Source organism: Lysinibacillus halotolerans (genome assembly GCF_003711845.1).
Classification (GTDB): Bacteria; Bacillota; Bacilli; order Bacillales_A; family Planococcaceae; genus Ureibacillus; species Ureibacillus halotolerans.
On sequence record NZ_RHLQ01000015.1, the window covers coordinates 1 to 14,984 of the forward strand.

General features: G+C 32.5%; 16 protein-coding genes. 13 read left to right on the top strand and 3 right to left on the bottom strand.

Annotated features, from left to right (window positions below):
* Positions 1–81: 81 nt before the first annotated feature.
* Genes EC501_RS07600 through EC501_RS07610 form a run of 3 tightly spaced genes read right to left on the bottom strand, consistent with a single transcriptional unit; the run spans position 82 to position 2,668 of the window.
* Positions 82–1,335 carry a helix-turn-helix domain-containing protein gene (locus EC501_RS07600; protein WP_122971703.1) on the bottom strand — a complete coding sequence of 418 codons (1,254 nt, stop codon included), beginning with the start codon at positions 1,333–1,335 and terminating at the stop codon, positions 82–84.
* 27 nt (positions 1,336–1,362) lie between these two features.
* Positions 1,363–1,602, bottom strand: a complete 240-nt coding sequence (locus EC501_RS07605) for a hypothetical protein (protein ID WP_122971704.1) — start codon at positions 1,600–1,602, stop codon at positions 1,363–1,365.
* Positions 1,603–1,609: 7 nt separating this feature from the next.
* Positions 1,610–2,668, bottom strand: a complete 1,059-nt coding sequence (locus EC501_RS07610) for a hypothetical protein (protein ID WP_241559300.1) — start codon at positions 2,666–2,668, stop codon at positions 1,610–1,612.
* Positions 2,669–3,067: 399 nt separating this feature from the next.
* On the opposite strand from EC501_RS07610, the gene EC501_RS07615 reads away from it, so the two are divergent.
* From EC501_RS07615 to EC501_RS07675, 13 genes are all read left to right on the top strand, one after another.
* Positions 3,068–4,747 (top strand): type IA DNA topoisomerase, encoded by a 1,680-nt coding sequence (locus EC501_RS07615; RefSeq protein WP_122971705.1) that lies wholly within the window; start codon positions 3,068–3,070, stop codon positions 4,745–4,747.
* 654 nt (positions 4,748–5,401) lie between these two features.
* Positions 5,402–6,763, top strand: coding sequence for an aspartate kinase (locus EC501_RS07620; protein ID WP_122971706.1), 1,362 nt, complete (start codon positions 5,402–5,404; stop codon positions 6,761–6,763).
* Positions 6,764–6,889: 126 nt separating this feature from the next.
* Positions 6,890–7,414, top strand: a complete 525-nt coding sequence (locus EC501_RS07625) for a tubby C-terminal domain-like protein (RefSeq protein ID WP_122971707.1) — start codon at positions 6,890–6,892, stop codon at positions 7,412–7,414.
* Between the two features lie 16 nt (positions 7,415–7,430).
* Positions 7,431–7,673, top strand: coding sequence for a thymidylate synthase (locus EC501_RS07630; RefSeq protein ID WP_122971708.1), 243 nt, complete (start codon positions 7,431–7,433; stop codon positions 7,671–7,673).
* A gap of 25 nt (positions 7,674–7,698) precedes the next feature.
* Complete coding sequence (locus EC501_RS07635; protein ID WP_122971709.1) at positions 7,699–7,926, top strand: hypothetical protein; 228 nt, start codon at positions 7,699–7,701, stop codon at positions 7,924–7,926.
* Between the two features lie 111 nt (positions 7,927–8,037).
* Positions 8,038–8,469, top strand: a complete 432-nt coding sequence (locus EC501_RS07640) for a BrxA/BrxB family bacilliredoxin (protein WP_122971768.1) — start codon at positions 8,038–8,040, stop codon at positions 8,467–8,469.
* Positions 8,457–9,242 carry a class I SAM-dependent methyltransferase gene (locus EC501_RS07645; protein ID WP_122971710.1) on the top strand — a complete coding sequence of 262 codons (786 nt, stop codon included), beginning with the start codon at positions 8,457–8,459 and terminating at the stop codon, positions 9,240–9,242. The genes EC501_RS07640 and EC501_RS07645 overlap by 13 nt, the downstream gene beginning before the upstream one ends.
* Before the next feature lie 623 nt (positions 9,243–9,865).
* Positions 9,866–10,474, top strand: a complete 609-nt coding sequence (locus tag EC501_RS07650) for a YpjP family protein (protein ID WP_122971711.1) — start codon at positions 9,866–9,868, stop codon at positions 10,472–10,474.
* A gap of 220 nt (positions 10,475–10,694) precedes the next feature.
* Complete coding sequence (locus EC501_RS07655) at positions 10,695–10,886, top strand: ABC transporter permease (RefSeq protein WP_122971712.1); 192 nt, start codon at positions 10,695–10,697, stop codon at positions 10,884–10,886.
* 164 nt (positions 10,887–11,050) lie between these two features.
* Positions 11,051–11,647, top strand: a complete 597-nt coding sequence (locus tag EC501_RS07660) for a histidine phosphatase family protein (protein ID WP_158599683.1) — start codon at positions 11,051–11,053, stop codon at positions 11,645–11,647.
* A 179-nt stretch (positions 11,648–11,826) separates the two neighbouring features.
* The gene (locus tag EC501_RS07665; protein WP_122971714.1) at positions 11,827–12,024 is read left to right on the top strand and encodes a hypothetical protein; all 198 of its coding nucleotides are present in this window, start codon (positions 11,827–11,829) and stop codon (positions 12,022–12,024) included.
* Positions 12,025–12,638: 614 nt separating this feature from the next.
* Complete coding sequence (locus tag EC501_RS07670) at positions 12,639–13,925, top strand: GGDEF domain-containing protein (RefSeq protein WP_122971715.1); 1,287 nt, start codon at positions 12,639–12,641, stop codon at positions 13,923–13,925.
* An 84-nt stretch (positions 13,926–14,009) separates the two neighbouring features.
* A complete protein-coding gene (locus EC501_RS07675; RefSeq protein WP_122971716.1) occupies positions 14,010–14,966 on the top strand; it encodes a thymidylate synthase in 957 nt (318 codons plus the stop codon).
* Positions 14,967–14,984: the final 18 nt, after the last annotated feature.

The following is a 14,984-nucleotide window of genomic DNA, read 5'->3' on the forward strand; positions in this document are numbered from 1 at the left end:
ATAGACATGGTTGGACCATCTTATCGAATATTAGATACAAAAGAATGGCTAGAAAATAGTTCGGTTTAAGTGGATCAGTTTTTAATTAATAAATGGCTCAATTTTTACTTGCGAAATACAAACGTTTGTATTAAACCAATTTAATGAAGAAATATTTAAGTGCTCAAGTTCAATATTTGGGGTATTATGGATGAGATCTTGGCCTCTAATAAAGTCGGTTAACAATAATTGAACATAAACCCACATATTTGCATAATTTCGATTAGCTACTGCTTTCTTAGTGTGTTGTATTATATCGATTGCATAATTATAAAGAGTATAAAATTCTTCAGGAGAGTATATTTCCTTTTCCTGTATCGTTTTTCTTTTGGTTGAAATATATATTCTTTCTTTAGGAACAATCCCTTTTATATCGAAATAATAATTAACAAAAATTGAGAAAATCTTCTTTTCATGGACTGTTAGTTTTGAATCATCAGTTATTAACTTTGAGATAGAATCTATTTGGGTTTTAGATAGTTCATTTTGAATTTCTTTAGAAAATTTAGTGTATAGATTTATGAATGACTTAACTCTACTAATTTTATAAAGATTCTCTCCAGATAAATTATTTATTTGTATTTGGCAGAAATCTATATAAATTACTGTAGTTTCATAAAAATGAATGTTATTAAAGTTATTAATAATTGCTAAAACTAAATTAATAAATTCATTTTCAGGTGAAAATTTATTAATATTAGAAGCATTGTTACTCTTTTCAATAAGCGATTTCAATTCATTAATATTAAATTTTTCAATAATAGTTAACTTAAGTGCTCCTAAATCTAAATTAGAAATTTCTTTTTGGGGAGTGGTAATAACCTTATTAGAGTGTTCAATACTGACATTAGAGATGGAAATTAAATAATTATCCAAATCACTCTTAGGAATTTTCCAATAATTTTTCTCTTTAATAGCATTAGGAAAAGAATTATTCATTATTAAATTTCTGATATTCGTTTTATTAGAAAATCCTAAGTAAGAAATTGCATGGTCTTCTGTAAGGAATTCACTTTTAATATCTTTAGGGGAATCTATCATTTTTCTGTAATTTTCTAAATCAATTTTTGTAATTCGCCACTCAAATACCCCTTTATAAGTATTCGGAAAATTACCTTTTTTAAACAAACTTTCAACGGAGTGCCTACCTATCTTAAGTATGTCTGCTACTTCATTTATAGTGAGTGTTAAGTCATTTTCATTCTTTATATCAGATTCTAGTTTTAAAATACTTTCTAAAGGTATATAGAAAGTTCTCTTGAATTTGAATGCTCCCTTAATCTTATTCGCATACATTAAATACTTTACAGACTGGCCGCTTTTTTAATTAAGTCGTTTGGCAGCTTGTTTTAAAGTAAGACACGGTGATGAAATTAAAGTTTTTAAATGCTCCTTATAATGATTAATATCTTCAATGGGAAGTTTCCATTCACCTTCTTCTTTTATAACATTAGGAAATTGTTTATCTTCTATTAAATAGTTTAAAAATGTATTAGAGACATTTAAACATTTTAAAATTTCATTTTGGGATAAAAAAACCGTATTAAAACATTCCTCTTTCACTTTTTAGTCACCACTCATCTCTATTATCTATATTAATTAACGATGGAATATACTTAGTATGCATAGTAGAAAATTTTTCTTCTATTTTTTCGTGTATTCGATCAGTTGAACTCATATAAGTAAGTGCAGAGTTTATATTTAAATCACCACGTAAATGTGCTATTTCGTAAGGATTTTTTGCTTCTTCTGCAATCATATTCGTGAAAGTTCCTCTGCCAATATGTGTAGACCATTTCATATATTTAAGATTTTTAGCAAGAAGTTGTTGTTCGTAATCTCCCTTTGATTCTAATAGGGAAATAAAAGTATCTTTAATTTTTTGAAAATATTGTCGATAACTTCTTACAGACATAGCTTTTCCATCTCTATTAATAAAAAGTGCATTAGTATTATTTTCTTTTGGTTTATAAAGGTTAATATGATCTCTAAATAATGACTGCCCCCATTCGTGAATTTCGAATACTTCTTGGTGACGTGGTCTTTTCACAGAAGGATATTCTTTTAAATCTGTCCTATAGTTTTGATTTTTTAATATAAATAAAAAATTTCCCTTTTTTAATTTTCTTGCAACATCCGTTCTACTTAAGTTAATAACTTCAGAGATTCGAAGTCCTCCAAAAATTTGAAAATATAATCCTAATACAATTGGTTTTGCTACTAATATTGCCACTTCGATTAGAAGGGGAATATAGCTTAACGGAAGGGTATGTTCTATATATATAATAGATTGTTTAGGATATAAGGGGTTAAATGGCGATTCTATATATTCCCCAAACTGGGTGTTTGTTTTTCTAAATACATCTTTATTAAATTGCAAACAAATATTTTTTGATGATAGCCAATAATAAAATTTTGTTAGAGTACTTTCATAATCTTTTATTGTGTTTTTACTTACTCCATTTAAAACTAATTTATTTAGGTATTCAGTACCATGTAATATTGTTAGTACATTAAGTGATTTTATTCTCAATTGTTTTTTATTCTCAAATAAGTAATTTAAAAATTTTACTATATTTATAGCGTGTTTGCGTTGGGTATTGAAACTTTTATTTTTCCAATGTTCCACAATAAAATTACTTAAAGGGTGTATTACGTGAACATCTAATTTCGTATTTTTTATTGCAATTAATGCAAAATGTTTTTTTCAATTTCCTTTTTATTCTTATAAACATAGTCAATACTAACTGGTAAGACAGTAAATTTTATTGTTAGTTGATATAATTCAAGAATATTACTGTTCAATTTATCCACCACCAAAAGTTATAATTATTTTAATTGTTTAATAATTCTGTATTTATAAATACTAACAATTACCAGAACAATATACAATGATTATGTGCAAATTAATTATGTGCATTATTATAGAGATAAGCCGGTATGGAAGGAGAAAACATTTTTTATTCCTTCTATAAAAAAATTGGTTGCAAGCTTCCGGTGAAACGGTTTTGGACGTCCCAAACGACAGATGGAGCTATCCAAAAAGCGTTTACATCTAATCGACGAACAAGATGGACTGATTCGTAACTTACGAAATGCCGCCATGTATCGCTCCATTTTTGACTGGTTAATTGGTTTAAACTTAACGAGGGCGGCTACTGTAAAAGGTGGAAGGGTCATTAAAATTGGGCGGGTGATGACACCGACTCTAGCGATTGTCGTTAAAAGAGAACTAGAAATTCAACAATTTCAACCGGAACCTTACTTTCAAATTGAAATTGAATTAGGGCAATTTAAAGCTCTATGGTTTAATCCGGATAAAAATGAAAATAAATTGAAATCAAAAATAGAGGCGGAACAAATTCTTTCTAACATTGGATCAACAGTAATTGTTCGTGATATGAAAACTGAACGAAAAATAATGACTGCTCCGCCACTCCATTCACTATTAGAGTTGCAAAAGGAAGCGAATAAGTTCTTTGGATTTACTTCATCGGAAACATTAAAAATTGCACAAAGTTTATATGAAAAGAAACTGATTACATATCCTAGGACCGAGTCAAAACATTTACCAACAGCTTTTGCTCAAAATATTCAAACGAACTTACAATCCTTAAGGTCATTAGAGGAATATGAAGCAATTGTTCAACAAATTGTACAAAATCCAGGGCAAATGCAAAAAACGATCCGTTCTAAAAAATATGTTGACGATAAAAAGTTAACAGATCACCATGCGATTACAGTAACAGAAGTACCGATTGGAAAGAAAAAACTCTCTCCATCAGAGTTAAAGATTTATCATCTTATTGCGAGAAGATTATTGGCAATCTTTTTGCCCCCATATGTAATCGATAAATCGGAAATCCTTTTACAGTCTGAGGAAAACTTCTTTAAAGCAAACGGTAATGTAGTCATTGATAAAGGATATACGATTCTTTATGAAGTATTTAAAAAAAAGCAGGAGGAGCCTCTACCAACACTACGAATTAATGAAGAAATAAGGATTTTTGAGAAAAAATTATTGTCTAAAATGACAGAACCACCCGCTCGATATACGGATAGTACCTTATTAGATGCGATGTTTCACGCAGGTAGATTTATTGAAGATAAGGAACTGCAAAGAATATTAAAGGATGCAGAAGGAATTGGAACTTCAGCAACGCGGGCGGAAATCATTGAAAAGCTCATTTCTATTGGAATGATTGCAAGAAATGGGAAATCCTTTATGGCTACTCAATTTGGAATTGATGTGATTACGAGTATTGGGGAGCATGATATCGTTTCACCGGAATTAACAGCGATATGGAGTAAAAAACTGAAAGATATTGTTGATGGTCAACTTAGCTCAAGCCAGTTTTACAAAGAAATGTTGCAATACGTAAAAAATACGACCCAAGGTTTTATTAATTTAAATATGAATGTTGCAGAAAAAACCATTGAGGTGGTAGGGAACTGTATTCAATGTGGCAGTCCAGTAGTCGAAGGTTTTAAAGGGTATAGTTGCACGAAGAAAGGGTGTAAATTTTTCATCAGTAAATCGATTATGAAGGGGAAAATTACTCCTGTCGATGCGAAAAAATTATTAAGTGGTAAGGAAACAAGGGAAATCCGATTTACTTGGAAAAGTGGTAAAAAGGGGAAAGCCCGATTAAAACTAAATGGCGAAAAATTAGAATTTGTTTTTAGCGCGCCATCCCGAACTAAATAAAAATTGAATGAAATATTTCCTCTCTAAGTTAAGAAATTACACATGAATGTAATGATTTCTTTAACGATGAAGAGGTTTTATTTTTGAAAAAAAGTAAGGATTTTCTATTTAGGATTCTTTTTAAAAGTTATAAAAGAGCGGAAAGAATTGTTATAAAGGAGAAATTTTTCAGTTTTTGTGTTGTCGTTAAAGACTATTAACATAAATCCTCCTATTAATAGGATAGGAAGATTAGAATGGTTGTCTTATAAGAAAATTTGTATGGATATAACAATTATTTCTATCTTGCTAAACCGTCAACATAGTATATAATTAATTGACGAAATTATTTTAGTTTATTACTTGGTACAACGATATTATCGTTTTGTGCATCGTCTAGGAGCGGTGTGCATCTTTTATTTTCGGGTGCTGTTTTGATTTCTATTGGTTTTAGGCAAGTATGCTACCATCCAATAGAAAATGACATATAATAAACTGACCTGAGTAACTGAAGGCCAATTTTCCCATAATATAGTTGCAATTTTGGCTTCTTTCAGGTCCATTATGTTCCTTTTCATTAAATAAGCTTGACGCAAGTTTATAAAATTTGTACACTGTGAACAATCAAATGTTTTTTCAGAAAATACAATTTTTAATAGTAAGGATTTGGTGATATTGATAGTATGTAAATTTGGTGGTACTTCCGTTGCGAACGCAGAACAAATTAAAAAAGTGGCGAATATTGTGAGAGCCAATCCTGAGAGAAAGATTGTTGCAGTATCAGCACCTGGTAAACGTTTTGGCGATGATATTAAAGTAACGGATCTTTTAATCGAACTAGCTGATGCAGCCTTAAATAATGGGGATGTTTCGGGGAAATTACAAATCGTAGTAGATCGATTTAAAGAAATTACCGAAGAACTTGGAATAGATGATTCAATTTGCGATGTTATTGCAAAGGATTTGCAAGAACGGGTCGCTTTAGATAAAACAAATGAATTTTTATTTATAGATAATATTAAAGCTAGTGGAGAAGACAATAACGCAAAATTGATTGCGGAATATTTCAATGCCATTGGTTTACGTGCAAAATATGTTAGCCCCAAAAATAAATTAATATTAAACGATTATCCAGAGCGTACAATTGCACTTCCTGAAGCATATGAAAACTTAAAAGACCTAGGTAAAGGCGATGAAGTAATTGTCTTCCCAGGATTCTTTGGTTATACAAGGGAAGGTATTTTACGTACTTTCGATCGTGGAGGCTCAGACATTACAGGGTCTATTCTTGCGGCAGCGGTTAAAGCGGATTTGTACGAAAACTTTACAGATGTTGATTGTGTATTTTCTGCCAATCCTAAAGTTGTTAATAATCCAGTTGGTATTTCTGAAATTACGTATCGTGAAATGCGTGAATTATCTTATTCTGGATTTACCGTTTTCCATGATGAAGCATTAATGCCTGTCTATAAATTAGGTATTCCAGTTACTGTGAAAAATACAAATAACCCATCTGCCCCTGGAACAAAAATTGTGCCAACACGTGCCTTAACAGGGCGTCCTGTAACTGGGATATCGGCGGATAGCGGATTTTCTATTTTATATGTATCGAAATATTTAATGAATCGTGAAATTGGATTTGGACGTAAACTTCTTCAAATTATCGAGGAAGAAAATATTTCTTATGAACATACACCTTCAGGATTAGACGATATTTCTGTTGTCATTCGTTCAAAACAATTAACAGATGAAGCGGAAGAACGTATTGTTAAGCGGGTAAAAGAGGAATTACATGCGGATGACGTTTATTTCCGTCATGGATTGTCGTTAATTGTAATTGTTGGAGAAGGTATGCGTAACAATACAGGTCTTGCGGCTCGTGCTACTTCGGCCATTTCAAGAACTGGAGCAAATATCGAAATGATTAATCAAGGTTCTTCAGAAGTGAGTCTTGTGTTTGGTGTATTACAGCAAACGGAAAATCAAATTTTACGTGCCCTTTACGACGAATTTTTTGCTCCCATAACAGTCGGCTAGGAAATGACTAGCCGTAAATAAGGAAGGTTCTACAGACATACTGTAGAACCTTTTTACTTTCTTAAACCATCATTTTCATCTAGTATTGTATAGTGGAAAATAATTTGAAATATTGGTGAAGAAATAATGAAAACATATGAATACATACACCCGGAAAATATTGAATATACGGGAGAAGTGGCAATAAGAGAAGACAAGGGAGAAACAATAGCCCATTCAAGACGGGTTTACAAACATTTTTTTCAACGGATCATTGACTCTATATTTGATTATCGCTATTTTTTAAAATACGATGTTGTGGATACAGAGGGGAAACAACTATTCACAGTGAAAAAAATCAGTAGAAGAGGAAAGCTTTGGTTTGAAGGATACGATATCCAATTAAACAAAAAATATGTTATTTCTTATGAAAATTGGCGAATTGGCATTCCAACCCTTTATATAACTGATGGAGACATAAAAATTCAATTGGAAAAGGAAATGGAAGACTGGTCAAAGTTTATTTATAATGATCAAGTGATAGCTGAGTGGAAAGCAGAGTATATGGAAGATCAATTCCATATGGTGCTACATATTCATGATCAAAGTCCAATCCAAAAACCGGAATTTTTCATCGCAATTTGCCAAGCAACTTTATTTGTTGGCGCATAATGAAGGAGTGTAATTTATGAACGTTGTTTTTGTCATTACGAAAACGGGAGAAGAAATTTTGGAAATGGTGTCCAATGATGTAGCTGGTCTTCTTGCAGCAGTAAAAGGGGATAGTGTAACATTTCCCTTCGGTAGTTATCAATATGATTTTCATACATTAGACCATTATTTAGAAAATGGAGTTTATCGACAAGAACTCGTTATTTATTTAAAAGAAGAAGACAATCAATTGACTGTCATCCCTGAAACAACAGTTTGAACGTCATGAAAAGTGAGGCTAAATAGTGGTTCAACTATTTTTTATTGGAATTGTATGTTATCTTTTTTTGTTTCTATTAGCAAAACTAAATATTTTTAATGGACTAACTCGTATTTTATCTGTCATAAATATGGTTATTGTCATTGGTTTTGGACTGTTTGTACTAATAAAAACAGGTCTTTTACGTACTATAGCTACTTTTATTAGTTTACTCATCATTCGAATGTCCGAATTGGTGACGGATTTATTTTAAAACCATTTAGAAATTAAATGGGAAGTTGAATCGTAAGCAAACTTTGTGTAAATGAAAGTAAACAGTTGTTATAATGAAATTGGTAATAAAAAAGAAAGAGGGCGATATATGATGAACGCTTATGATGAATATATGAAAGGCATTGTGCAACCAATGCGCCAAGAATTAGTAGATGCAGGTTTCACAGAATTAACAACTGCCGATGAAGTAAATGAATTTATGGCGACAACAAAAGGAGTTTCTTTAGTAGTTATTAACTCAGTATGTGGTTGTGCAGCAGGGTTAGCACGTCCAGCAGTTCGCCAAGCTATTGAAGAAGTAAAACCCGATCATTTAGTAACGGTATTTGCAGGTCAAGATCGTGAAGCGACAGCTGCTATGCGCGGATTTTTTGAGGAAATTCCTCCAAGTTCACCGTCTATTGCAATTTTACGGGACGGTCAATTAGAGTATTTTATTCCACGTGAACAAATTGAAGGATATCCAGTAGAGCAAATTACGGATCATCTTGCTGGTGTTCTGAAACAAGCATGTGCCAAGTAACTGTCGTGACAACAGCTGGGAGACCAGATGAGTTATCCATGATGCTTGCTAAAAAAGCATGTGAGGAATTAAATGTACCCTTCGAACCAAGGAAAAAGCGATCTGTTACGAAAATAAGCCAACTATTAGACGCCAATGTAATCGTAGCAGGAAAAAATCGATATGAATATTATCCGAAAGGTGCTCAAACACCTTTCTTTTTTCATCCTAATTCAGCAGCCTTTCGTTTAAAGCGGGTTGCCCGTGGGGAAAAGGAACCTTTTTTACAAAGCTGTCAACTTGCAGAAGGTCATTCTTTTTTAGACTGTACTTTAGGAATGGGTTCGGATGCCATGTTAGCTGCGTATGCGGTAGGAGAAAAGGGGCGAGTTGTCGGCTTAGAAGCTGATCCGAATGTAGCTTTCATTGTGCGTAATGGAATGAAAACCTACGATACATCCGAACTACCATTAACAAACTGTATGCGTCATATTGAAGTCGTTCAAAGTGAAGCAGTTGCCTTTTTAAAACATCAAAAAAACGATTCCTTTGACGTTGTCTACATGGATCCAATGTTTGAAGAAGTTATTGAAGAAGCAAATAATTTCGAAGCATTAAGGGAAGCGGGACGTCATATTGAGCTTTCAGATGAATGGGTGATGGAAGCGATAAGGGTGGCTAAAAAACGAATTGTTTTAAAGGCCCACTATAAATCAAAGTTATTTGATCGCTTTCATTTTCAAAGGGAAATCCGATTTACTTCGAAATTCCATTATGGCGTAATAGATAAGTGAAATATTGTGTTAAACGGCTGTAGTATCAATGGATTTTACTTTACAGTGAAATGATGTTATAATGTCTATATGCTATTTTAGGGTAGCAGGTAAATAAATTTGGCGTTTCGCTAGAGTTTTTGAAGATACTTATTCACACTGGCGCAAGTATAGGCTTGCAAGGACGCGAAAGTAGGTAGGGTTTGCGTTGCTTAAGTTAGAAGGCGTTTAGTGGAATTTTACCGCGGTTAAGAACGATGCATGTTGTGCATCTATTTATAAAATTCCCCTGATGATAGGGTTGAGATTTAATTTATTTATATGTTACCTTTGAATGCTAAAGGGGTGCCTGATAAATCAGGCACCCCTTGTCTAATTTTCAGAATGAAAAAAGCTACTAAACAGTAGCTTAGGATTTACCTTTATTAGTCGGTAAAGCACATTGAAGTTAAATAACCTAATAATACAAATAAGCCAATTCCGATAGCAGCAGTCATTCAGTTGAACCTCCCTTGTGAAAAAAACAAGCTTTATTTACTTACTTATTGTACAATGAATTAGAAAAAGTTGAAACCTTTTAATGTGTAAAACGTATATATTAATAGAAGCTTTTTACAATATTGTGCGAAATTGAAGGTGATTCCATGAAAAAATGGCTACAAAAAACGCTTGTTATAACCGTAGCATTACTAACGTTTGGGTTGATAACGCCTAACCATGAGATATGGGATGCATTAGAAAATGGACACGGTAATAACGGTTCTTCAGATAGTACTATTCAAAGTAATGCCTCAAACGAACAAGTTACAACTGTTGTTGAAGATGGTTATGCTATTGAACAGTCTGAAGATAAACAAGATTTGGATTCCATCCTATTCGCAGCGAAAGAACAATCATACATAAAGTTTGGACCTAGAATCGCACCAGTTATTGGTCAAGAATTTGAAGAAAAAATTTTCCCGAAATTAGAAGAAGTCATTACGATGACATTATCTAGTTTGGACGAAGACTCAATAAAATATTTAGCAATTACAGATCGACCAAGTGGCCAATATGGAGAAAAAATTTTCCATATTTCCGATGGGACAAGCGGTAAAGATTTAATCCGTTTCCATGTGCGAACTGAAAAACGCCCACAAGACGGTTATTACTACAATTTCCATTACCACACTTCAAAAGATAAATTTGTTGCCCACCATTCATTAGGTGATATTTTTTATTCGAAAAATACTCCACCAAAATGGTTATCTTAAAACGCTGCCCATCATAGGCGGTGTTTTTTTAATGAAAATTGCTACTTTGAAAAGTGACAAACGAGCAAATAATTAATGGGTGAAAGAGTAAAGACAAAACGAATAACTGTCGCATAAAATGAGTAAATTACAAATAAATAAACTAATTTCACGCTTAAATAGTGAAAAATTTCTAATTACAAGGTAAAATAAGAATATTAAAACAATGAGGAGGATGCCGATGATAACCGGTCAGTTAGAGCGAGCGTTTCAATTAGCAGAGAAACATAAACTCGACGTAAGTACAATTTTGGAACTAAACAAAATTATTATGAAGGAGGTTAATTCAACTCCGAAAGTAGAAGATAAAATTCTTCAACAAATTATTCAAATTATTGAAAACAATAAACAGATTTTACGGGAGGCAACATAACAATTGGAAAAACAAATTGAATTGTATGATGATTTAGACACATTTGATTAAAGGCGCTGCTCAGCATAAGGAATAAGAGCAGCGCCTGTTTTTGTTTTATGCCTATTGGTTTATTTATCCAAATCTAATATAATTACATAAAATTCACAATTGGGAGTTTAGTTTTGTACATATTTATTTTAAGACATGGTGAAACAGAAGCAGATCTACTCGATGTTCATGAAGGACGAGCAGATTTTCAATTAACTAAAAAAGGTTACCTTCAAGCAAGTAAAATAGCGAAATACATTACAAATCATTATCAACCTGACGTCATTATTTCTAGTCCGATGACGAGAACAAGACAAACAACTGAGCATATTTTAAGATATTGTGATACGTATGTTGAGTTTGATGAGAGACTGATGGAGTGGAATAATGGTGTACTTGCTGGAATGAAACGAGCAGAAGTGATGGAGAAATTTCCGTTGCCACGAAACGGTCGCCCATTAACAGAAGCAATTGAAGAAGGTGAATCAGAATTGGCTTTTCGCCATCGTGTTGAAGAAGTCATATTTGAGATGCTTGAAAAACATAAAGATTGCCATCGGATATTAATTGTAAGTCATGGTGGGACTATTTCGCACATTATGAACATATTACTTAACCATTCTATAAATGAGCAGGTTATTTTTCCAACTTCAGATGTAGGACTTCATTGTATCGAAATTAAAAATGAAAAGAAAATAGTCCATTTTGTAAATTCAACTTTAAATGACTGATAATTCTGTATTTTGTTCGTTTTCACTGCTCAAATTGATTTTCAGAGAAAACATTTAATAACAACTATCCGCCATTAGATTTAGAATTATTGAATTTGCTGCTTGTTGGTTTTCGGATGCAGCGCAAACAGTTATTAGTAGTGGTGGTTGTTCGTTTCAATTAGCTGTGAGGTGATTAGATGAATAAAGTTTTGGCAATCTCGATTTTAGGAATGGGTTTAACTGGTGCCGTTTTAATTATATCGATCCCTTTGTTGTTCAAATCCCCAATAGGAAATATGTTGCAGATGGTTACTGGTTCTTCAACAATAGCTTTCGTTATTTTTGCTATCTTAGCTTTAATAGCTCGTCGGCGATTAGATGAAAAAAGTGAGTAATCTATTTGTTTGTATTATGGGATAGACAAAAATTTGTCTACTCCTTTTTTACGTAGAATGAATTTGAATATGGCGATAGTCAGTGGAAAGTAGCTGTGCGGACCGAAGAGTGGATAAGAGCTAGTCTCTATTGACTACCTTACAGCACCCGCTTCCTTTTGGGCAATAAACAAATTATTCCTTATCTAGGTTAGCACTTGATACTTAAGAATCGTTTAAAACCCTGTTCTTTAACAAGAAGTCTTCCTCTAAAATTGTAAATGTTCTTGTTATGAAATTCACTTTTACAAGTTCCTTTAAAAATATCTGCAAACTTCATTATTAATGTTTATTCTATTCCCATCAATATTTAAAAGGGAATAGTGGCAAGGTACAATGTTTTGAAATAGATAAAATGATTGCCTAACCCAGTTAGTACTTTAATGGTAATAAGTAAAATGATGAATATCACAAATTTTTCATTAAGTCTATTTGCTAATTTCTTTCCCTCTATAGGAGTCTTTAGTTGTGCTTAGAAAAATTATCATTGGTCTATTTTTCATATTTTATACATATGTTTAATTAAGAAAAAAGAATAGAAATGAAATTAACTTTCTAAAGGAAATGGAAGGCGTTTGAAGGCAACAGTTGTCAGTAAAATGGTTGGTGCTAATATAGAGGATAATACATTTTTAGTATGGATAACTAGAAATGAAGAGGGTGAAGAGATGATGAATAGTGAATATGAAACTAAAGATTTAGAAGTTGAAATATTAAAACATAACATTCGGAAAATGAAGGTTATGAATCAGATTTTTACTATTGTCATTGTGATAATCATGCTCGTCATCAATTTTTTATCCTTATTTCCTTCTTTACAATTTCCTCAAAATGCAGGTAGTCATTTGGGGTATATCCTATTACTTGTTTTTCATTTAGTCATTTATTCTATATTTCGATACCGTAAAATACATTTAACTCCATTGAATAATAAAAAAATGGCGTTTTTTATTAACTTCTATGTTACGTTTTCATTATCTTTAGCAGCACTCGTTTCGATAAAAGATTTAACTCTATATAATCCTTTTCTTATTTATACATTTATTTTATTTACTTGTAGCTCCTTTTTAATTTTAAAAGCGAAACAATTTCTACTTCCGCTAATCATTTCAAGTTTTATTTTACTTATAGGCCTATATAGTGAGCATGGTGAGTTCTCTGTTTCTTATTTACAATGGGTTTATATCGCCATTCTGCTTCCGACTGCCTTTTTACTTTCCCGTTCTCATTATGTATCCTTTGAGAAAAACTTTTATCGTCAATTGGAAATGTTAAAAGAAAGAAATCATACTCGAAGTTTAACCGAGAAGTTGAAAGAAGCAAATGATCAGCTAGAATTACAAACTTTACTTGATCCACTTACGAATTTATATAATCGAAGGGCTTATAATGAATATTTGGAAAAGTTGCAATTACAAACGTTACAATCACCGATTTTACTTTCAGTCGTGATGATTGATGTCGATTGTTTTAAATTGTACAACGATACATATGGTCATATGGAAGGTGACAATGTATTAATTCAAATCGGAATATTATTAAAAGAGCTATCCGAACAATGGAATTGTTTTACTACACGATGGGGTGGGGAAGAGTTTATATTATTATTAACGGACGTTTCAGAGCAACAGGTAGACAATATTTGTCAAAAAATACAAGATGGAGTTTCAAATTTAAATATTCATCACCGTTCATCTACGATTTCTTCGACAGTAACGGTAAGTATAGGTGCTTGTACAAAGAGAATTTATAAAAAAGAGGAAATCACTCATTGTATAAACGAAGCAGATGCTGCCCTCTACTATATTAAACAACATGGTCGGAATAACTATGAACATCGTTCTCTTATACATGTACCATAAATCTATGAAAGTATTTACCCTCATATTTTTAAAGGCCACATTATCTGTTATAATGAAAAAATTAGAGCAAGGAGTGTGGTAGAAATGGAACATCCAGATACTACTTATTTAAATTTATTACAACATATTTTAGACAACGGTGTAACAAAGGAAGACAGAACAGGGACCGGCACAATGAGTGTATTTGGGCATCAAATGCGGTTTGATTTATCGAAGGGGTTTCCGTTATTAACGACAAAACGGGTGCCTTTTAAGCTAGTTGCAAGTGAATTGTTATGGTTTATAAAAGGAGATACAAACATTCGTTATTTATTACAAAATAAAAATCATATTTGGGACGAATGGGCTTTTAAAAAATGGGTAGAATCAGAGGATTATCAAGGTCCAGATATGACAAACTTTGGTTTGAGAGCAGCAAAGGATACCGAGTTTGCTAAAGTTTTAGAGGAACAGATGTCTATTTTTAACAATAAAGTTTTAGAAGACGATGTATTTGCCGAAAAGTATGGGGAATTAGGGCCTGTTTACGGTAAACAGTGGCGTTCATGGCCAACTTCAAACGGTGAGACGATCGATCAGTTGAAAAAAGTCATCGACCAAATTAAAAATAATCCTGATTCAAGAAGACTAATCGTAACTGCCTGGAATCCTTCTGAAGTCGATGATATGGCATTACCGCCTTGTCACGCTTTTTTCCAATTTTATGTGGCAAATGGTAAGCTTTCGTGCCAGTTATATCAACGAAGCGCTGATGTATTTTTAGGTGTTCCGTTTAACATTGCATCGTATGCATTGTTAACCCATCTCATCGCCCACGAATGTGGACTGGAAGTAGGAGAATTTGTTCATAGTTTAGGGGATACGCATATTTATTTAAACCATTTGGAACAAGTAAAGGAACAGCTACAAAGAGAACCGAAAGAGTTGCCGACGTTGAACATTAATAAAAATAAAACATCGATTTTTGATATGGAATTAGAAGATATAACAATTGAAAATTACAATCCACATCCAACAATTAAAGCACCGATTGCGGTGTGAAAAACGAAGCACACTGCT

Coding starts and splice junctions, on each gene's coding strand:
- EC501_RS07625 (WP_122971707.1), top strand. CDS start 6,890: ATGAAAACATATGAATACATACACCCGGAAAATATTGAATATACGGGA.
- EC501_RS07615 (WP_122971705.1), top strand. CDS start 3,068: ATGGAGCTATCCAAAAAGCGTTTACATCTAATCGACGAACAAGATGGA.
- EC501_RS07600 (WP_122971703.1), bottom strand. CDS start 1,335: ATGTATGCGAATAAGATTAAGGGAGCATTCAAATTCAAGAGAACTTTC.
- EC501_RS07640 (WP_122971768.1), top strand. CDS start 8,038: ATGAACGCTTATGATGAATATATGAAAGGCATTGTGCAACCAATGCGC.
- EC501_RS07630 (WP_122971708.1), top strand. CDS start 7,431: ATGAACGTTGTTTTTGTCATTACGAAAACGGGAGAAGAAATTTTGGAA.
- EC501_RS07665 (WP_122971714.1), top strand. CDS start 11,827: ATGAATAAAGTTTTGGCAATCTCGATTTTAGGAATGGGTTTAACTGGT.
- EC501_RS07675 (WP_122971716.1), top strand. CDS start 14,010: ATGGAACATCCAGATACTACTTATTTAAATTTATTACAACATATTTTA.
- EC501_RS07655 (WP_122971712.1), top strand. CDS start 10,695: ATGATAACCGGTCAGTTAGAGCGAGCGTTTCAATTAGCAGAGAAACAT.
- EC501_RS07650 (WP_122971711.1), top strand. CDS start 9,866: ATGAAAAAATGGCTACAAAAAACGCTTGTTATAACCGTAGCATTACTA.
- EC501_RS07645 (WP_122971710.1), top strand. CDS start 8,457: ATGTGCCAAGTAACTGTCGTGACAACAGCTGGGAGACCAGATGAGTTA.